This window comes from Companilactobacillus nodensis DSM 19682 = JCM 14932 = NBRC 107160 (assembly GCF_000615905.1).
Classification (GTDB): Bacteria; Bacillota; Bacilli; order Lactobacillales; family Lactobacillaceae; genus Companilactobacillus; species Companilactobacillus nodensis.
Window position 1 is genome coordinate 95672 of sequence record NZ_BAMN01000007.1, and the last position, 19813, is coordinate 115484.

Annotated in this window: 17 protein-coding genes, 2 pseudogenes and 1 riboswitch; of the genes and pseudogenes, 2 read left to right on the top strand and 17 right to left on the bottom strand. The window is 37.2% G+C overall.

The annotated features are described in order from the left end of the window. Positions 1–10: 10 nt before the first annotated feature. From JCM14932_RS06820 to mraZ, 4 genes are read right to left on the bottom strand one after another with little or no spacing between them, the layout of a single operon-like run. Positions 11–2176 carry a penicillin-binding transpeptidase domain-containing protein gene (locus JCM14932_RS06820; protein ID WP_025024232.1) on the bottom strand — a complete coding sequence of 722 codons (2166 nt, stop codon included), beginning with the start codon at positions 2174–2176 and terminating at the stop codon, positions 11–13. Further along, the gene (ftsL, locus tag JCM14932_RS06825; protein WP_025024233.1) at positions 2173–2541 is read right to left on the bottom strand and encodes a cell division protein FtsL; all 369 of its coding nucleotides are present in this window, start codon (positions 2539–2541) and stop codon (positions 2173–2175) included. Before ftsL ends, JCM14932_RS06820 begins: the two co-directional genes overlap by 4 nt. Before the next feature lie 16 nt (positions 2542–2557). Next, positions 2558–3508 (bottom strand): 16S rRNA (cytosine(1402)-N(4))-methyltransferase RsmH, encoded by a 951-nt coding sequence (rsmH, locus tag JCM14932_RS06830; RefSeq protein WP_025024234.1) that lies wholly within the window; start codon positions 3506–3508, stop codon positions 2558–2560. Next, positions 3498–3929 carry a division/cell wall cluster transcriptional repressor MraZ gene (gene mraZ, locus JCM14932_RS06835; RefSeq protein ID WP_025024235.1) on the bottom strand — a complete coding sequence of 144 codons (432 nt, stop codon included), beginning with the start codon at positions 3927–3929 and terminating at the stop codon, positions 3498–3500. Before mraZ ends, rsmH begins: the two co-directional genes overlap by 11 nt. Positions 3930–4165: 236 nt before the next feature. Here mraZ and JCM14932_RS16290 point away from each other — a divergent pair, with 236 nt between their 5' ends. Continuing rightward, on the top strand, positions 4166–4285 hold the full coding sequence (locus tag JCM14932_RS16290; RefSeq protein WP_081776120.1) for a DUF4044 domain-containing protein: 120 nt from the start codon (positions 4166–4168) through the stop codon (positions 4283–4285). Positions 4286–4341: 56 nt separating this feature from the next. Here the strand turns inward: JCM14932_RS16290 and thiT are convergent, their stop codons facing one another. From thiT to JCM14932_RS06900, 12 genes and pseudogenes are all read right to left on the bottom strand, one after another. Then, on the bottom strand, positions 4342–4914 hold the full coding sequence (gene thiT / locus JCM14932_RS06845; RefSeq protein WP_025024236.1) for an energy-coupled thiamine transporter ThiT: 573 nt from the start codon (positions 4912–4914) through the stop codon (positions 4342–4344). A 62-nt stretch (positions 4915–4976) separates the two neighbouring features. Then, positions 4977–5075: riboswitch (TPP riboswitch) on the bottom strand. After that, positions 5048–5902, bottom strand: coding sequence for a septum site-determining protein MinD (minD, locus tag JCM14932_RS06850; protein WP_025024237.1), 855 nt, complete (start codon positions 5900–5902; stop codon positions 5048–5050). (Overlaps the previous riboswitch by 28 nt.) A 2-nt stretch (positions 5903–5904) precedes the next feature. Next, positions 5905–6567 (bottom strand): septum site-determining protein MinC, encoded by a 663-nt coding sequence (locus JCM14932_RS06855; protein WP_025024238.1) that lies wholly within the window; start codon positions 6565–6567, stop codon positions 5905–5907. Continuing rightward, positions 6564–7106 (bottom strand): rod shape-determining protein MreD, encoded by a 543-nt coding sequence (gene mreD, locus JCM14932_RS06860; RefSeq protein ID WP_025024239.1) that lies wholly within the window; start codon positions 7104–7106, stop codon positions 6564–6566. The genes JCM14932_RS06855 and mreD overlap by 4 nt, the downstream gene beginning before the upstream one ends. Then, complete coding sequence (mreC, locus tag JCM14932_RS06865; RefSeq protein ID WP_025024240.1) at positions 7106–7969, bottom strand: rod shape-determining protein MreC; 864 nt, start codon at positions 7967–7969, stop codon at positions 7106–7108. Before mreC ends, mreD begins: the two co-directional genes overlap by 1 nt. A gap of 42 nt (positions 7970–8011) precedes the next feature. After that, positions 8012–9012, bottom strand: a pseudogene (locus JCM14932_RS14825) (rod shape-determining protein). Positions 9013–9105: 93 nt separating this feature from the next. Beyond that, the gene (gene radC, locus JCM14932_RS06875) at positions 9106–9741 is read right to left on the bottom strand and encodes a RadC family protein (protein WP_235700550.1); all 636 of its coding nucleotides are present in this window, start codon (positions 9739–9741) and stop codon (positions 9106–9108) included. An 11-nt stretch (positions 9742–9752) separates the two neighbouring features. Continuing rightward, positions 9753–11003 (bottom strand): bifunctional folylpolyglutamate synthase/dihydrofolate synthase, encoded by a 1251-nt coding sequence (locus JCM14932_RS06880; RefSeq protein ID WP_025024242.1) that lies wholly within the window; start codon positions 11001–11003, stop codon positions 9753–9755. 62 nt (positions 11004–11065) lie between these two features. Continuing rightward, a complete protein-coding gene (locus JCM14932_RS06885) occupies positions 11066–13714 on the bottom strand; it encodes a valine--tRNA ligase (protein ID WP_025024243.1) in 2649 nt (882 codons plus the stop codon). Between the two features lie 271 nt (positions 13715–13985). Further along, positions 13986–15203 carry a tRNA uracil 4-sulfurtransferase ThiI gene (thiI, locus tag JCM14932_RS06890; RefSeq protein ID WP_025024244.1) on the bottom strand — a complete coding sequence of 406 codons (1218 nt, stop codon included), beginning with the start codon at positions 15201–15203 and terminating at the stop codon, positions 13986–13988. 9 nt (positions 15204–15212) lie between these two features. After that, a pseudogene (locus tag JCM14932_RS14830) lies at positions 15213–16357 on the bottom strand (cysteine desulfurase family protein). A gap of 78 nt (positions 16358–16435) precedes the next feature. After that, a complete protein-coding gene (locus JCM14932_RS06900) occupies positions 16436–18124 on the bottom strand; it encodes a septation ring formation regulator EzrA (RefSeq protein WP_025024245.1) in 1689 nt (562 codons plus the stop codon). Between the two features lie 322 nt (positions 18125–18446). On the opposite strand from JCM14932_RS06900, the gene rpsD reads away from it, so the two are divergent. Beyond that, positions 18447–19055, top strand: a complete 609-nt coding sequence (rpsD, locus tag JCM14932_RS06905; protein WP_025024246.1) for a 30S ribosomal protein S4 — start codon at positions 18447–18449, stop codon at positions 19053–19055. 67 nt (positions 19056–19122) lie between these two features. Here rpsD and JCM14932_RS06910 read toward each other — a convergent pair whose 3' ends face one another. After that, positions 19123–19725, bottom strand: a complete 603-nt coding sequence (locus JCM14932_RS06910; RefSeq protein ID WP_025024247.1) for a DUF1054 family protein — start codon at positions 19723–19725, stop codon at positions 19123–19125. Between the last annotated feature and the right edge of the window lie 88 nt (positions 19726–19813).

Here is a 19813-nt window from a genome sequence, read left to right on the forward strand (position 1 = left end):
ATTAAACAATTTATTTATTTTTCAACGTAACTACAATTTTACCACTGTCACTGATTACTTTGCCCTTTTCAATGGACTGTTTTGTAACATATCCATCACCTTTGGTCGTGACGTGAACTCCGGTCACCTCAGCAAACTTCATCACATCATTCTTAGACCATCCGGTGACATCAGGCATTGTCATTGCTCCGTTGGTCAATAAGACGATCCTCTGACCCGGCATGACCTTCTCACCACTGGCAGGTAGCTGTTGAACGACTTTATTACCGGTACCAATAATACCAGTTTGCAAGCCCATATTCTTAATTTCTTTAGTGGCTTCATCAGTTGTACTATTCAACAAACTTGGAATACTTACGTATTGACTACCAGCGTCCGTCGTATTAGTTGGTGATTTACCTTGGCTGACCAAGCGCTTAACTAGCGGATTGAACACTTCAGACAGAATCTTTTCAGGTGATTCAGTCATCTTTTGTGGTTGTTGCATCGTAATATACACGATGTAATTAGGGTCATTGTATGGAATCAAACCAGCAACTGAGAAAATATAATTGTTATTCCCAGTTAAATATCCACCACTCGGCGAAGCAATCTGAGCTGTACCAGTTTTAACTCCGACCTTGACTCCAGGGACATTATAAACCAGACCAGTACCATAGTTCTTTGTAACAACTTGACGCATTGCTTTTTGAACTTGTTTAGCTGTACTTGCCTTGATTGGTGTTCCAACTACGGTACGCTTATACGTTTTAGTAGTCTTACCAGTCGTCGGATTAACGATCTTTTGAATAATTTGTGGCTTGATCATCTTGCCGCCATTTGCTATTGCAGAAAAAGCTTGAAGCATCTGTATCGCATTGACATTGACACTTTGTCCAAACGATGTCATAGCTTGATCACTGGCATGTTTATACGAAATACTTCCGGCAACCTCACCAGGCAGATCCACATTTGTCTTGTCACCAATATGGAACTTCTTCATATACTCCATCCAAGTCTTTGAGCCCATCTCTTCTTCCAGATGAACCATCCCGACGTTTGATGAGCGAGGGAATGCTTCTGAAACAGGGATATAACCCCAACCGGCATTATTCCAATCATTGATCGTTCGACCACCGACTTCAACTGATCCAGACTTATACAATTCATTCGGTTTATAGTTATCAGAATCTATCGAAGCTGACAATGTCAAAATCTTCATAACAGAACCGGGTTCATATTGATCCTCGACCAAAGTATCACGCCAACTGTCAGTCATACCCTTACCGGTCGTCGGATTGAACGTTGGACGCTGCGTTGCTGCCTCAATAGCACCAGTCTTTGCATTCATTACGACTATTTGAAGATTCTTGGGCGCATATTTATCAGAAATCTCTTGAGCTAAGATTTCGGCATACTGCTGAATACGACTATTCAAAGTCAGATAAATATTTGATCCATCAACAGAACTCTTCTCAACGACTTGTGAGTCAGGCAATTCATTACCATTAGAGTCAACTTTTGTGATTCTCTTACCGTCTTTACCTGATAGTAATTTATTGAAATATTTTTCAATTCCCATCAGACCGCTAATATTACTATTAGTATCATTGGCATTATCGGCCTTAGTGATACCAACTAAATTAGTCGCAAAGACACCATTAGGATAAGCACGAGATGGCAACTCTACAAAATGGATACCAGGTAATTTTTTATTATTGATTTTATTTTTCATTTCAATTGACAAGCCACGTCCAGCTTGCCCGAACTCAACTTGATATTGCTTTTTACTCTTAGGATTTAAATACTTGAGGATTTCTTTTTTTGAAAGTGGCAAGTATTTGCTCAAAACTTTGGCGGTCTGTTGCTTATCAGTAACGTAGTCAGCCTTGCCATCCTCAGTTTTGGCTTTCTTATTTAAAACAGCATATATGTTATAGATTGTAGAATCTCCAGCAATCATATCGCCGTTCGCATCCAGGATATCTCCACGCTTGGCATTGACCTTAGACGCTCTTTCATATTTCATCTTCGTTCTCTGCTCCAAATTGACACCGTTATATTCCTTACGGGTTGAGATTGAAGCAAATCGGTATATACAGACAATAAAAAAAAGGGCAGTCGCAATCAATATTATCCCACCAACGATATAATGATTGCGTCTTGCCTTATTTTTAAATATTTTCCCAAATTTCATTTCGATACGTTCCTTACGTTTTTGTTACTCATTTTTAAGTTATGTTTTTTGGCAAAGGCTGAAAGACGATCAAAGCTGGTCATTTCAGAAATTTCCTGGCGTAAGTTTACGTTATCTGTGTTTACTTTTGTTATTTGTGTTGTGATGTGATCCAAATTATTTTGAGCAGAAGTCATTGAAACCTTAACACTGACTAATGAAACCATTAGAAGCAACGTTAAAAGACCGAGACCAACTATTAAAGTTGCCTCTAACTTAGATAATGCTACTTTATGGGGCGCAGGTTTTGGTGCTGCGACGGGATTAGACTGTGGTTGTGCTTGTGCTTCGTAATTTGGTAAGTTTCTGGCTGTACTTTCTCTCATCTTAAATTCTCCATAACTAAATCTTCTCAACAACACGCAATTTCGCACTGTGCGCACGATTATTTTCTTCTAATTCATCTTCACTAGGTAAAATAGGTTTTCTGGTAATTTGTTTTAATAGTGGTTTCAAATTGTCTGGAACCACAGGGAGTCCCCTTGGCAGATCAATTTCTGAATTTTCTTTGAAAATGTGTTTTACAATTCGATCTTCTTTAGATTGGAATGTAATAACGCTGATTCTGCCTTTTGGTGCCAACAAATCAATCGCTTGTTCGAGCGATCTTTCAAGTGAACCAAGTTCATCATTGACCGCGATTCTAATAGCTTGAAAAATCCTCTTAGCTGGATGTCCACCAGTACGACGCCGAGCTGCCGGAATAGCATTTTTAGCAATGTCTGCTAATTCCAACGTCGAAGTTATTCGATGGTCTTCTCTGGTACGTTCAATCGAACGAGCAATTTGCTTTGAGAACTTCTCATCACTATATTTATAAAAAATACTTACTAATTCATTGTATGACCAATCATTAACTATCTTTTCAGCATCCAATTCTTGACGCTGATCCATTCGCATATCTAATCTAGCTTCTTTTTTGTAGCTAAATCCACGAACGGCATCATCAAACTGTGGTGAAGAAACTCCAAGATCATAAACAACACCATCGACAGCAAAAACATTTATTTCATTCAAACGTTCTTTCATATTCTCAAAATTATCACGAATAAGAACTAATTTGTTACTGCCAATAATATCTGGGTTATTTTGGATCTCTTCACCGGTTTGAATGGCAGCTTCATCTCTATCGAATGCATAAACGGTACTATTGTTGATACGACTAAGTAATTCCTTAGTGTGACCGCCACGACCAAACGTAGCATCAACAAAGATGGCGTTATCCCTAGGGTTAACCTCATCGATTGTTTCTTTTAATAATACTGTCTTATGTACAAATTCATTAGAAGTCAAAGTCTGTCATTTTCTCCGATATTTCTTCAAAGTTATCTTCGGCTTGTTGGCTGAACTCCGTCCATTTAACTTCATCCCAAATTTCAATTCGGTCAGAAACACCAACTACCACGCAATTCTTTTTTAATTTAGCAAATTCTATTAAAGATGCTGATAAGTTAACACGTCCTTGCTTATCAAATTCCATTTCACCGGCGGCGGAATAGAAGAATCTAGTAAAGGCACGAGCATCTTTTTTAGTTAAAGGCAACTTATCCAATTGAGCCTCAAGTTTGCTCCATTGATCCATGGAGTATCCAAAGAGGCAACCATCCATACCACGGGTAATGACAAAAGTATCCCCTATTTCCTTACGGAATTTTGCAGGGATAATTATTCGGCCTTTACTATCAATGGTGTGATGAAACTCCCCCATGAACATCCATAGCTCACCTCAATTCTTTAACACTTCTTAATTTACCACAAATCACCACAATTAACCACTTCATATTGTGAAAAATGACACTGATATGTATAAAACGTTTTATTTATTGATATATCAACATATATCATGGTGGGGGACTATCCCAAAATCACTGTTATTTTGACCTCAAATGTTGCATAATTATGTCATGTGACGTAAGATTTCTCATATATAAAAACTAGGTGGTGGAACGTTTGAACGACGAAAAAAGACCTAAAAGTACCCTAACAAAAATCATCCAAGTTGTTGTTTGGCTAATGATTTTAGTAACTATCGGTGGTGTGGTCTTAGGATCATTGATGAGCTTTATCTAAAGACAAAAATAGCGTCAGAGTAAGTATTTGCACTTACCCTGACGCTATTTTTATGCTTAATTTTTGGTAATTATAAATCTCTTGAATACTCTGCTAAGAACCACTAGTAACACTAACATCATGATCATATTAGCGATGAAACTACCACCATTGATAACAGCTGAATAGATCCAAGGATTCATCGTCTTAGGTGCATAAGCACCCCAATAAATACCACCAGCAATGAAATGTAAGAAGTATTTGGCGAAAAATCCAATACCTGAATACAAAATTATCAATCCTAGCGGGTTCTTGTCATTCTCGATTCGATTCTTGACCTGAACACTACCTAGGCCTACCAATCCTACTGCTGCAAAGGCTAGCGGATATTCAACAAATCCTTGTAGAGGGTTCAAGAATCCCCCACTACTGAATCCCTTCAAGATCAAATCCAAGATTCCCCATACTAATCCAGCTGTTAAACCAGGTTTTAATCCTCGTCTCAATGCATAAATTGCCATCGGAATAAGTCCGTAGACGATTTGTATAGATGAAACTCCTAAGTCATGAGGTACGAATGATAATGCTTGAGCAGCAGCAACAATTATCGCCCCTTCTGTTAGCACCACCAAATTATTAGGTTTAGACATTACTTTAGCCACAAAAAAACTCCCTTCTGATTTCAGTCATCACAAGAGAGTTCGAGTTTTTGTACACTTGAACAACACTATCCCTACGCATGTATTAACATAACAGGTTTAAAGGGTCTGAATTTAATCACTCTCAGCCAAAGGCTCCCCCTGTGTTGACTATTTGATTTAACAACATTGTACCATTATTACTTTCGTCTACCAAATACTCTGCTGAAGAACTCAGTCTTTTTTCATCATTAAAAATATCTAGTGGAATACTTTCACCCAACATGCGATGTGCAATGTTGCGGTAACTGTGTCCCGCATCACTATTTTTATCTGAAATAACTGTTCTACCTGCATTTGAAGCAGCAATTACATCATCTTCATCAACCACCACACCCAGTAGGGGAATCCTCAAATGATTGACAATATCATCAATACGCATCGAAGTACCCTCGTTGATCATATTCTTACGAATACGATTAATGATCAAATGTGGCGTGATAGGCATTTTCATGCTCTCCAGAATCCCAACTACTCGATCAGCATCACTTACTGATGCTAGTTCAGGGTTGGTTACAACAATAGCACCGTCGGCTACTGTAACAGCATTCTGGAAACCATACTCGATACCAGCTGGACAGTCGATCATGACAAAGTCAAAACGTTGCTTCAAATAAGTAATTATTCTTCTAACTGAATCTTGATCCAACACATATTTATCAGCGAACTGTGACGCAGCCAACAAATACAAATTGTCTTCAAATCTTGGATCTCTAACTAGTGCCTGTGACAAAACAACTCGGTTCTGTGCCACATCAACAATGTCATACACAATACGATTTGTAAGCCCCAAAACAGCATCCAAATTTCGAAGACCAATATCTAGATCCACCATACAAACTTTTTTCCCAAGACTTGCTAAGACGGAACTAATATTAGCGGTCGTGGTAGTTTTACCAACGCCACCTTTACCAGACGTTACAACAATAGATATCCCCATAACTAAACCGTCCTTTTTCTAGAATTACTCATAACCTCTTTATAATCTGCCAAATCATTAACACTGATCGAATGCATATCATCAATGTAAGCAAACTGATGATTATCAAGCTTATCAGCATTGTCATCAGTTACAATCTCAATAACATCAGCGATTCTCAATTGTGCGGCGTGTTTCAGATTACCAAAAATAACTGCATTCGTATTGTCAGGATAACCCGCTTGAACGATTCCATTGACACGACCCAAAATATAGACTGAGCCATTAGTACTGATCTGTGCCCCTTCGTGAAGAACGCCTAAGAATAATACGTCTCCTTCAAATTCAAGTTTTTGACCACTACGGACAATTCCAGTTTCAATATTCATTTTGTTAGCTTTTAATAACTTCGAAACTTCAATCTTAGATTCAACTTCTGAAATAATATCTTTAATTTCAATCTGTGGGTAATCAGTAAATGACTTCTTAACCTCTTTAATTTGTGCATCAGTCAAGAGTCGATTACCCGTTTTGATAGTAAATTGAATAACATCATCGTCAGCAGATCCAATGTTTTGTTTAAGAATTAGTTCTTTCAAGTCTTTTAATGCTTGTCGGAAGTCACTCTCATCATTAATGATTACAACAAATCCCTCTTTACTACCTTTAAGAGTGACGTTACTCATTTACTTTCCCTCCTATATTTGGCTAACCAGTCACTAAAATTGGCAAACGGAATATATAGTATGAAGAATACCACCATATTCCAAAGTAACGTTGGCCCTAATACATAAGTTATAAAATCAAAAATATTCGTACTTGTCTGTTGAAGCAATCTCTCCAATACATAGACACCTGATTGTAAAAACGTTAAGGCTAAGAAATAAATTGATAACTCATAACCCATATTCGATTTTACGAAGAGAAATTTAAAATGGTCGATACCTACCATGATGAGTGGCAAAAGTACAGTGTACAATCCAATGATACCGTAGTAATACGAATCATAGAACAAGCCAAAGATGATCCCATATGCCAAGATTTGTCGGCGATCATCAATTCTCATCGTAATCAATACAACTGCCATCAACATGATTTGTGGCAAGATCATAAAATCTCCAGTATTCATGTTATTCAAGAATGCCCACTTCATCAGACCGTCAAGATAAAACGTTAGCAGCAAAAATATAACTTGTCCGACGATCTTTTGAGTTTTGATATTCATTATTCTTCACCACTAACCGATGACTTGATGACTGTAACAACAGTAAAGTTTCTTAGCTCAGCTGCTGGAGTTATATATACAGAATTAGTCATACCATAGTTGTCCTTTTTAATTCCATAAACTTTACCAATGTACAATCCACGAGGTGTTCTTCCACCTAAACCAGATGTGATGATACGTTGACCTTTTTTGATTCCCTTAGTCGAATTAACATTTTCCATAACTAACTTACCGGATGCACTATCATAGCGACTGACAACACCTGTTACAGCATTACTATTGTCATCCAGAATTTCAGAGGCAAACTTATCATTCAGTTCGTTATTAGTTGAAATCAATTCAACTTTGGAACTGATCTTATCAACTTCAATAATACGGCCAATTAGTCCCTTACCAGACATAACTGGCATATTCTTCTTCAAACCGCTAGACGAACCGCGATTGATCGTCAAATAACTTTGCCAACTACTTGGTGAACGCGACAATACTGAAGCATTGACTGTTGTATAGTCTGTTAAAGTTCCATCTAATTTTAATTCTTGTTTTAGTTTCTTATTCTCATCCTGAACAACTTTTAGTTTTGCTTGATTTTGAGCTAATTCATCGATTCTTGCCTTCAAGTGTTTGTTTTCTGTATATGTATTATACAAATCTGAAAACTCTGAAGAAGCGTTCTTAACAGCATTAGTTGGATAAGCAAATACTCCACCAACGACGCTAACAACATCATTCCCCACTTGTTGAACGACAGGAGGAGTGTCCTTGTTATCTCGAATATTCACGGTTACCGCTAAAAGTCCAAAAGTCACGATAAGGATTACCATCAGAATGATTAACTTTTTGTTTGAAAAAAACTTTTGCATTGCTTCCTCCTACAGTAAACAAAAAAAACGGGATTAACCCGCTTATTTTTGACGACGCATTACATCGATATTTTTAAGTGATTCTCCAGTACCGATGGCTACACAATCTAGTGGGTCTTGAGCAATGAATACAGGTACTCCAGTTGCTTCAGAAATAACTTCTGGCAGATGATGTAACAAGGCTCCACCACCAGTAAGTACAATACCGTGATCAATTACATCAGCAGCAATTTCAGGAGATGTTTCTTCAAGGGTTTCTTTGATTGTCTCAATGATTTCTTGAACATCTTCGTGAATAGCTGTAGCAATGTCTTCACCAGTTAATTGGATAGTCTTTGGAAGACCTGTAACTAAATCTCTACCACGGATTTGCATTGTTTCAAGCTCTTTAGCCTTTTCGATCGAAGCTGAACCAACTTGAATTTTAACGTCTTCAGCTGTTCTTTCACCAATTTGTAAGTTGAAGTTTGTCTTGATATAAGATGAGATAGAATCATCGAACTTATCACCAGCAACACGGATAGAACGTGATGAAACGATACCACCTAATGAAATAGTGGCAACATCAGTAGTACCACCACCAATATCAACAACCATATTACCTGTTGGATCCATAACTGGAAGTCCAGCACCAATAGCAGCTGCGAATGGTTCTTCAATTACATAAGCTTCTCTGGCACCCGCATGCTGAGTAGCTTCGATAACGGCTCTTTTTTCAACTTCTGTAACACCACTTGGTACACAAACCATAACTGATGGTTTTGAATTACCGGCAGTTTTTTCGATGAAATACTTCATCATGGCTGCAGTTGTGTCATAGTCAGCAATAACTCCATCTCTCATGGGGCGAATTGCTGAAATACTGCCTGGAGTACGTCCGATCATTTCACGAGCATCGGAACCAACAGCAACGACTTCTCCAGTATTATTGTTCTTTGCAACGACTGATGCTCGTTTAAAACGATGCCTTTACCTTCAGCATAAACAAGGGTATTAGCAGTTCCCAAGTCTATTCCTAATTTTTTTGATCCAATACCAAACAATTTATATTCTCTCCTTTAAAGTACACACCACATTTTACGCTATCCAAAATTATATCATACAAAAGACCAATTTAAAGTAGTCCAAAGACATACCTAAATAAATTTTTGTGATTTCATACTTGAATATGCTTTTTTTGTAACAATTACATGATCTATCAGGTTGATTCCCATTAGCTGACAGCATTTAAACAACCTTAAAGAAAAATTCTTATCGTTCTCAGAAGGCTCTAACCGACCACTTGGGTGATTATGCGCGATAACTATCTGAGTAGCAGCAACATAAAGTCCCTCTCGAATTATATCTCTCGGGTGAACCGTTGCAGCATCTGTAGTTCCAACAAAAATTATTTTCTCAGCTATTACGTGATAGCTATTGTCCAAATAAACGGCCACTAACTTTTCTTGTGGTGAGTTACCGATTTTTTTTATTAAATGTTCACTTAAACTCGATAAATCTACAATCTGGCTTAATAAAGAATCTGCTTCAAGTTTTCTCTGACCAAGTTCAAAAGCGGCCAAAATCTTACAAGCTTGAGCTATACCAATTCCCTTATAAGCTATTAATTGTTTCATATCCAGATTCAAATTCTGTGATTCAAAGACAATTTTATCCGCCAATTCTACAACATTGTTGCCTTTGGTTCCTCTGCCTAATATTACAGCTATTAATTCTTTAGTTTCTAGTGACTTGATACCATTTTTTGTAATTCTTTCTCGTAAGTTTACCATTATACTTTAAACTACGCGAAATATCCCTCTAACTCTGAAACTAAATAAAATGATCCAGTAATCAGCAATGTTTGTTCATCTTTCAAACTATTGATCAGCTTATTCATACATTGAACATGATCTTCAATATAAGTTACATTGTGATACTTAGAAAAATCATAGTCAGCAGCCTTGGCAGCACGTGGCATGTCTAAGCTGGTAACAAATACTTCCTTAGTATTACTAGTTAAAAAGTCTAAAATATCATGTCGATCTTTATCTTTCATTCCAGCATACATAGTAATTATATCTTTATTATGGTCATTTGTTATTAAAGAATTGATTAAATTATCAATTGCTGCCAAATTATGTGCTCCATCAAGGATAACCAACGGATGTTTGTGGACAATTTGTAATCTAGCCGGCAATTTTTTATTCTCAATTTCAGCTATGACTGATTTTAAATCATATTCTTGATTATGTTCTTTTTCGTAACAAATGAAAGCCTGAATTGCAATTACTGCATTAATGGCCGTTGTTTCTTCAATTCCATCAACTTTCACAATTATATCGTTAAATTTAAAATTTATTTCATAATTGTTTATATTCAAATTTTTAATTTTTAATTCATGATTATATTCATAAACAGAACTATCCAACTCTCTAGCATGATTTAAGATTATCTCACGAACTGAATCTTGCAATAATCCCGTAACTAAAGACTTATTAGGCTTAATGATGCCTGATTTTTCCACCGCAATATCCTGGATCGTTGGTCCAATCAACTGTTCATGATCCATTGCAATCGAGGTTATGACTGACACATCAGGATCGATTACATTGGTTTTGTCATGTGTCGCACCAATACCAACTTCGATAATAGCTACATCGACACGCCCTTTGAAATATAAGAAACCCATACAAGTAACAAATTCGAATTCCGACAAGGTATTTTCATCAATTTTTTCTATTATATAGTTCACCAGATCTAACAATTCGCTGTTGCTGATCATTTGATGACTTATCTGAATCCGTTCGTTGAAGACATTGATGAACGGTGACGTAAACATCCCCACTCGCTCACCATTAGCTTCCAACAAATTAGATAAATAATTGCAGACACTACCTTTACCGTTGGTACCAGTGACATGAATAGTCGGATAATCATTCTGCGGATCACCGAGCTTTTCTAACGCTGACTTGATCCGATCCAATTTATTTGTTCGATGAAATTTGGGCAATGCGTGAATATATTCTATTGCTTCTTGATAACTGTTAAGCATTATATTCCTTTCATAAATCAAAAAAGAGGAAGACAAATAAATGTCTTTCCCCCATTATTTAATTATTTATTAGCTTTTAATTGATCGATACGTTGTTGAATTTTAGCTTGCTTAGCTTGGTAATCAGCTAATTTTTCTTTTTGTTCAGCAACAACTTTTTCTGGTGCCTTATCAACAAAGTTCTTGTTTGATAATTTCTTATCCAAACGAGTGATTTCCTTGTCCATCTTAGCTGATTCTTCCTCTTGACGAGCAATTTCTTCATCAAGATTGATCAACTCGGCCAATGGAATGTAAACTTCAGTTCCGTTAGTAACAGCTGTCATAGCAAGAGCTGGAGCTTCTAAGTCAGTTTCAACTTTCAATTCCTTAGGATGCAAGAATCTGTCAACATACTCTTTGTTATTCAAAATAACTTGTTTGATATCGTCGTTTTGTGGCTTGATAAGAATATCAACCGCCTTAGATAGTGGTGCATTAGCCTCAAGACGAATCTTTCTAACTGACTTGATCAAGTCGATCAGAATATCCATATCATTCATAGCTTTTTCGTCTTTGAATTCATCATGGTTTTCAGGATATGCAGCTAATGAAATTGACTTACCATTATGAGGCATTGACAACCAGATTTTTTCAGTAACAAATGGCATGATTGGGTGCATAAGTCTAAGAATCTTATCTAAGACATATGCCAAGATCATTCTCTTTTGACCCTTAGCTTCGCCATCTTCACCAGTAAGTGTAGCCTTACTCATTTCGATGTACCAGTCACAGAAGTCATTCCAGATGAAGTTATACAAGTTACGGCCAACTTCACCAAATTCAAATTTGTCCATCAAACGGTTAACTTCGTTGACAGTATTGTTCAACTTAGCCAAGATCCACTTATCAGATAAGTCATAGCGAGTTACCTTAGATAAATCATCCATAGCTGGAGTATTGTCATCAAGATTCATGATAACGAAACGGCTAGCATTCCAAATCTTGTTAATAAAGTTCCAAGCCGAGTCCATCTTGTCATAACTGAAACGTGTATCCTGTCCAGGAGTTGATCCATTCATCAAGAACCAACGAAGTGCGTCGGCACCGTACTTCTCAATAACATCCATTGGATCGATACCATTTCCAAGTGACTTACTCATCTTACGTCCTTGCTCATCACGGATCAAACCGTGAATAACAACATGTTCAAATGGACGTTCACCAGTAAATTTCAAACTTTGGAAAATCATTCTTGATACCCAGAAGAAGATAATATCGTAACCAGTTACTAAAGTATCAGTTGGGAAATAACGCTTGAAGTCATCAGAATCTTCATCTGGCCAACCCATAGTTGAAAATGGCCATAGAGCACTTGAGAACCAAGTATCTAGAACATCACTTTCTTGTGTCCAGTTTTCGATATCTTTAGGTGCTTCCTCACCAACATACATCTTACCGGTTTCCTTGTTATACCAAGCAGGGATTTGATGTCCCCACCATAGTTGACGTGAGATAACCCAATCATGAACGTTGTCCATCCATTGTTTGAAAGTATCTTCGAAACGGTCAGGAACAAAGCTTACTTTGTTGTCGCCCTCTTGATTCTTCAAAGCCATTTCAGCAAGTGGCTTCATCTTAACGAACCATTGTGTAGACAATCTTGGTTCAACTTGTGCATCTGAACGCTCTGAGTGACCAACACTGTGAACGATTGGTTCAACATTAAGCATGTAATCTCCGTCTTCAAGATCCTTAACGATAGCCTTACGTGCGTCAAAACGATCCATACCGTTATACTTACCAGCATTCTCATTCATTGTTCCGTCAGGATTCATTGTGTTGATGCGTTGAAGATCGTGACGATTACCAACTAAGAAATCATTAGGGTCATGGGCTGGTGTGATCTTAACCATACCAGTACCAAACTCTTTATCAACATAGTGATCAGTAATAATTGGAACTTTACGGTCAACTAATGGAACGATAACTTCCTTGCCAACGATATCTTTATATCTTTCATCACTGGGATTAACCGCAATGGCGATATCACCAAACATTGTTTCAGGACGCGTCGTAGCGATTTCGATATAACCTGAGCCATCGGCATATGGGTACTTAACGTGATAGAATGCACCCTTATCATCCTTATGGATAACTTCAATATCTGACAAAGCTGTTTGTAATTGTGGATCCCAGTTGATAATGTACTCACCGCGATAGATCAATCCTTCGTTATATAACTTAACGAAGACCTTACGAACGGCCTTTGATAATCCTTCATCCAAGGTAAATCTTTCACGAGAGTAATCTAATGAAAGACCTAATTTACCCCATTGTGATTTGATGATGGAAGCAAATTCATCCTTCCACTTCCAAACTTCGTCAACAAACTTCTCACGGCCAAGGTCGTATCTTGAAATTCCCTGTTCACGTAGCTTAGCCTCAACCTTAGCTTGTGTAGCAATACCAGCATGATCCATACCTGGTAGATACAAAGTATCATAACCTTGCATACGCTTGTAACGAATCAATGTATCTTGAATTGTAGTGTCCCATGCGTGGCCCAAGTGCAACTTACCAGTAACATTTGGTGGTGGGATAACGATTGAATAAGGTTTTGCTTTCTTATCACCAGAAGGCTTAAAAACGTCTTCGTCAAGCCATGTTTGATAACGTCCCTCTTCAACTTCTTTGGGATTATACTTAGTATCCATGTCGATTTCTCTCATGTATTTTCCTCCTAAAAATAAAAAAAGAGCATTCATCCTGAATAGGACGAAATGCTCGCGGTACCACCTAAATTGAAAGTCTACTAGTAGACTTTCCTCTCAACAGATAACGGTGGCCCGATCATTTTGATAGCTCACAGGTAACAATTAAATCTCGTGAATGTACAATTCTCAGCTAACATGTACTCTCTGAAGTAACTTGATATAACACTCCTGCTCAAAGCTGTTGATTTGATAATAAAACATATTTCACAAAACGTCAATTATAATTTTATAGTAAAGTACTGATATCTTCTTGTTGTTGTTCCATGAAGTGATCACCATGTTCGATAGTTGTGATCTTAACACCAGCCAATGAACGTTCGATCAAACCGTCGATATCAAGAGAACTCTCAAACTTACGAGTCTTCTCAATATTAGGGCGAGTCTTAGGACTTGGTGGAGCAAAAACTGTACAACAGTCCTCAAATGGTTGAATAGAAAGATTGAACGTATCAATATCTTCAGCTAGTTTGATGATTTCAGTCTTGTCCATTGTTGCGACCGGACGCAAGATAGGTGTCGTTGTAACATCATTGATAGCAGCCATACTCTCAAGTGTTTGTGAAGCAACTTGTCCAACAGCTTCACCATTGAAGATAGCCAAACCATTCTCTTGTTCACGCAACATGTCAGTCAATCTCAACATAAAGCGACGCTGAATCGTCATCAAGTAGCCTTCCGGAACAGATGATTTGATAGTTTCTTGGATTTCAGCAAATGGTACTTCGATGAATTTGATGTTACCACCAAAGACAGTCAACTTGCTTGTAAGTTCCTTCGCCTTATTCAAGGCTTGTTCTGAAGTATATGGAGGACTGAAGAAATGAACCATTTCAATATCTACTCCACGTTTCATAGCCAAGTATCCAGCAACGGGTGAATCGATACCACCAGACAACATCAACATTGCCTTGCCAGCAGTACCAACTGGTAAGCCACCGGCACCTTTAACTGTAAGGTATGATAAATAAATTCCATCTTGACGAACCTCAACGGAGATCTTGATATCAGGACGTTTCATCTCAACATCGATTCCAGGGAACTCATCACAGATAGCATCCCCAAGCTGTAAGTTGATTTGATTAGTATCCAAGTGATATGAATGATCTGAACGCTTAGTTCCGACCTTAAAACTCATACCAGGCTTCCAACCCTCATGCATCATTTCGATGGCCTTAGCTTTAACATCTTCAAAATCATGTGAAACCTTAACACTCAATGAAAAAGTTTGAATACCAAAAACATTCTTTAGCTTCTCCATAATAGGTTGAGCATCTTCACCATTCAATTGAATGTGGAGACGATCACGATGTGGTCTCATTACTAGATTAGGGTAATCTTTCAATACTTTAGCAACATTTCCGTGTAGACGGTCAATGAAGCTCTTACGATTCTTACCCTTTGTTGATAATTCGCCGTAGCGAACCATAATTTCAGTATATTCCATTAAATTCTCCTAGTTTAAAATCTGGAAGTGATCATGAACTTCATCCAAATTCTTAATAAATTCTTTCATTTCTGCTTCAGTATTATTTTCATCCAAACTGACACGAACAGCACTTGTAGCAACCTTTTCAGGTGTGCTCATTGCCTTTAGTGTACTTGATTCAAGACCTTTCTTAGATGAACAGGCACTGGTTGTTGAAATATAAATATCACGGTCCTCAAATGTATGAACGACTGTTTCACCACGGACCCCATCAATTGTGAAACAAATAATGTGTGGCGCAAAGTCGTCAGACAGTTTTGAAAAGACATGTGTATTAGGCAAACTCTGAATATGTTCGATTAATTCAGTCTTTAACTTCGTCATCTTATTAGCCTTTTTAGCCTCATCTTGCTTGAGCAAACGTAATGCTCTAGCCATAGCAGCTATAGCAGGTGTATTTTCTGTACCACTTCTAAGATTCTTTTCTTGACCACCGCCAGCCATAAGTGGTTCTAATTGCTTACCGGCTTTCATATAAATGAAGCCAATACCACGTGGAGCATGGAACTTATGACCTGAGAAAGTATAGAAGTCAACACGTGGATCAATGAATTGATCTTCAATATTCTTACCGATTGCTTGTGTACCATCAACGTGATAACTGATATTAGGATAATCATCCAAGACACGAGCCATTTCGTGAATAGGTTGAATTGAACCAATCTCATTATTAACAGCCATGGTTGAGACCAAAATAGTATCATCTCTGATAGCATTCTTCAAATCATCAGACTGACGTGACCTGTCTTATCAACTGGCAAGTAAGTTACTTCATACCCTAATTCTTCGAGTTGATGCATTGAATTCATAACTGAAGGATGCTCAATTGAAGTAGTGATGATATGTTTACCAAACTCACGCTTCTTAAAAGCAGTCCCCTTGATGATCCAGTTATTACCCTCTGTACCACCACTAGTGAAGACTACCTCATAAGGTTTGAATCCCATCAATTCAGCAATTTGCTTACGTGATGTTTCCAGCAACTCATATGCCTTCAAACCTAGCTTATGCAAACTGGATGGATTACCAAAGTAATTCAAACTAGCTGCATTGTATGTATCGAGAACTGTTTTCTCGATTTTTGTTGTTGCACTGTTATCAAAATAAATCATATTTTTTCCCACCAAAATAAAAAGGCCTTACTGGCCTTAATTTTTTTACTATCTTATAAGATAACGCAAAATTCATATTTATGCATTAATTGTTTCTTTAATTCTTTCAACTGAACCAGATTCAACACGTTCCAAAGCTGCCGAAATAGTTTCAACCGACTTGCCATATTCATAATCGTCATCAAACAAGGCGCGTGCTCGAGTTAACTGATCGGCAAAGTCTGCATCCTTGTCTGCGTACCGATTAGCATATTGTAATAGCTTTTCGGCTAATCGAACATTCATCTTCAAGTCGGTTGTTTTTTGAACAAGATTCTCTAGATCCTCTTGTGTCACAATAACTTGCTTACTTATATCTTCCATGTTGATTTGTTCGGCATCCAATTCATTATACAACTTAGTGATCTCATCATAGACCATGTAGAAGTAATCCAGATAATCATCTGGCAAACCATTCAAACGTAACTGCTCAACAACTTTCTTTTGAATCTCCAAACGTTTGGCATACTTATCAACGCTATTACGAGCAATACGTTCACTCGAAATCATTTGATTGAAATTGTCATTGATCGATTTCTCACTAGATTCAATATCATCCAGTTGTTTAACAATTGTTCTGAAATCACTCTCAGCATGTGAGAAGACAGCATTCTTATCAGCGATGTTTTGAACATCTTGATCAAAGCGACTTCTAATATCATTGAGCGCAACAAGATTTTCCTTAAACTTCTTAGTATCATCTTCGGCCAAAATATAATCGTTAGTTAACTTTTGAATCCGACTATCCAAACGATTGTGTTGGAATTTAGCATGATTGATATAATCTAAGACTGTTTTTTGTTGCTTCAAAACGCTTCTTTTGGCATCCATCTCGATAGATAAAATATCGTACAGATGGTCAATGTTTTGACTTATTTCTTCATTAGTATTGTTAACGTAATCAAAGTTCAACTCACCTAACTCTGAATTAGCAGAATCCAGACTAGTCTGAACATCCTTAATCAAGGACTCGACATCCTCTTCAAAATTATACTTTTGATTGATCAACTTTTGATAAACTGAATTGATTTCTTCAATTTGACCTGGAAATACTTCATTCAAATCATGATGCAAAGGTTCAATGACTTTTAGTTGATCAGTAATCAATCCTAATTTGATCTTAACATCGTCCAGATATTGACTAGCCTCAATGTGATCACCCTTATCAGTCAATTGAGTTTCTTTATCAAGCAACCCTGCTATCTCAGTGAGTTCATCCTCTAGCTTATCTGCAGCACTACCATAATTAAACGACTGCGTCAGGATCTTCTTACGAAGATCTTCATATGTCTGTTGAAGTGCTTCACTTTGAGTTGCGTTAAGTTCATCGCTCTTAGACAATTCATCCAACTCATCAGAAATACTATCAAGCTTACTCTTCAAATCATTAAGTGATTGATCGACTTGCTTCAATACCTTAGATGATCCAAAAACCTTGAATTGTGTATTCTTATATTCGGCACCACGAATTTGTCGTAGGACTTCTGGAACAACTTCATTCAATTGCTTCTGATAATCAGATTTCAAATGACTGAATTGATCTCGACTAGCTCCTGCGAGTTTCATTTCTTCTATTTTCTTTAATCTATCATTCAATCTGTCTTCTTTTAATTCATCAGCACGATCCTTGTATGAATTAAGAGTACCTGCGTTTTTCTTTTGCAAAAACCACATATACCATAGGAAGACTAAGATCAAAATAATTATTCCAATAATTATTGTCGACACTTTAACACCCCTAATGATGATTCGATATCATATAACTTGAATTATACCAGAGAACAACCTCACTATTTATTTTAATAGTCTTTCATAATAAAGTTTTAAATATTGGCCTAAAAATTTCTTTTGACTTTGTCCGCCATTCAAGTTACACTACTCTTTGTGTAAAATATGCAGCCAAGAGCGGCAAGAACGTCAACAGTTACCGACATATTTGTTCAACTAGTAACCCACAGCTGCATGTGGTGAAAGTTGTAGCGGTAACTGCACGAATGCTAAACTCTTGTTAATTATTTTACTCCATACAAAATTTTGGAGGAATTTATTTATGTCTAGATATACAGGCCCACGTTGGAAATTATCACGTCGTTTAGGAATCTCACTTTCAGGTACTGGTAAGGAAATCGCTCGTCGTAACTATGCTCCTGGTCAACATGGTCAAAACAATCGTCGTAAGATTTCAGAATACGGTCAACAATTAACAGAAAAGCAAAAGCTACGTTTCATGTATGACGTTAACGAACGTCAATTCCGTAACTTGTTCTTGCGTGCTGGTAAACTTGACGGTATCCATGGTATCAACTTGATGGTTCTTCTTGAATCACGTCTTGACAACATGGTTTATAGATTAGGTCTTGCAAGTTCACGTCCACAAGCTCGTCAACTTGTAAACCACGGTCACATCACTGTTGATGGCAAACGTGTTGATATTCCATCATACGAAGTTAAAGTTGGTCAAAAGATCAGCCTTCGTGAAAAGTCAAAGGACCTAGCTATTGTTAAAGCTAACCTTGAAAATGTTGTTGGTCGTCCTGGTTTTGTTACATTTGACGAAGACACAATGACAGGTTCTCTAGTACGTAACCCAGAACGTGACGAACTAGAACCAAATATTGATGAATCTCTAATTGTTGAATACTACAACCAAATTCTTTAATATTTATCAAAACATTCACTTCATGTGGATGTTTTTTTATACCCAAATGCATAAAAAGGTTGCGGAATTATTTTTCCGCAACCTCTTTATTTGCTATTACTAAAAATTTGCTAAGTTCAATAAATTTATCGAATAATAAACTATCATAATTACCATGTTCAACTTCATTTGAAGTCTTCAACAAATCAAAACCAATGACAAAATCACTGGATTTAACTTTGGAATAACGGTTCACTACCTCAGCATAGTTCTTAGCAGGTTTCATCTCGGCAACCGTATGATCATTTGAAACTAACCAGTCCCCTGCCGCCACGCTGTCGTGCCAGCTATCGATCAGTGGATAATATTCTGGACGATCATATGCATCCGCCAATAAAGCAAAAGTAATGAAATATCGATCTGGCCACAAGCCTAATTCAAGATGTGGTGTCTTCTTATAACCACTCTTGTCTAAATTAATTGCTAGCCAAGTATCTGGAGGTGGATTTTTAGTCCTCCGTTGGTGTTTAGCAATTTTCATATAAAACTTTTGCTGATATTCTTGTTCTAACTTATCAACTAACTTATTACCAAATATTTCAAACTTGGGATCAAGTTGCTGTTTTATCAGTCCCAAGCGTCCAGATAAGGTATCATCGTTAAAGACATCAAAATCACTTTTGTCGAACATGATAATCTCCCTTTTTGTTTTTTGTGGTGAAAGCAATGCTCGAAATCTAATCGTCTTTCTCCACTCTCTGTTGTAGAATATACTTATT

Coding starts and splice junctions, on each gene's coding strand:
- JCM14932_RS06820 (WP_025024232.1), bottom strand. CDS start 2,176: ATGAAATTTGGGAAAATATTTAAAAATAAGGCAAGACGCAATCATTAT.
- ftsL (WP_025024233.1), bottom strand. CDS start 2,541: ATGAGAGAAAGTACAGCCAGAAACTTACCAAATTACGAAGCACAAGCA.
- mraZ (WP_025024235.1), bottom strand. CDS start 3,929: ATGTTCATGGGGGAGTTTCATCACACCATTGATAGTAAAGGCCGAATA.
- thiT (WP_025024236.1), bottom strand. CDS start 4,914: ATGTCTAAACCTAATAATTTGGTGGTGCTAACAGAAGGGGCGATAATT.
- minD (WP_025024237.1), bottom strand. CDS start 5,902: ATGGGGATATCTATTGTTGTAACGTCTGGTAAAGGTGGCGTTGGTAAA.
- JCM14932_RS06855 (WP_025024238.1), bottom strand. CDS start 6,567: ATGAGTAACGTCACTCTTAAAGGTAGTAAAGAGGGATTTGTTGTAATC.
- mreD (WP_025024239.1), bottom strand. CDS start 7,106: ATGAATATCAAAACTCAAAAGATCGTCGGACAAGTTATATTTTTGCTG.
- mreC (WP_025024240.1), bottom strand. CDS start 7,969: ATGCAAAAGTTTTTTTCAAACAAAAAGTTAATCATTCTGATGGTAATC.
- radC (WP_235700550.1), bottom strand. CDS start 9,741: ATGGTAAACTTACGAGAAAGAATTACAAAAAATGGTATCAAGTCACTA.
- JCM14932_RS06880 (WP_025024242.1), bottom strand. CDS start 11,003: ATGCTTAACAGTTATCAAGAAGCAATAGAATATATTCACGCATTGCCC.
- JCM14932_RS06885 (WP_025024243.1), bottom strand. CDS start 13,714: ATGAGAGAAATCGACATGGATACTAAGTATAATCCCAAAGAAGTTGAA.
- thiI (WP_025024244.1), bottom strand. CDS start 15,203: ATGGAATATACTGAAATTATGGTTCGCTACGGCGAATTATCAACAAAG.
- rpsD (WP_025024246.1), top strand. CDS start 18,447: ATGTCTAGATATACAGGCCCACGTTGGAAATTATCACGTCGTTTAGGA.
- JCM14932_RS06910 (WP_025024247.1), bottom strand. CDS start 19,725: ATGTTCGACAAAAGTGATTTTGATGTCTTTAACGATGATACCTTATCT.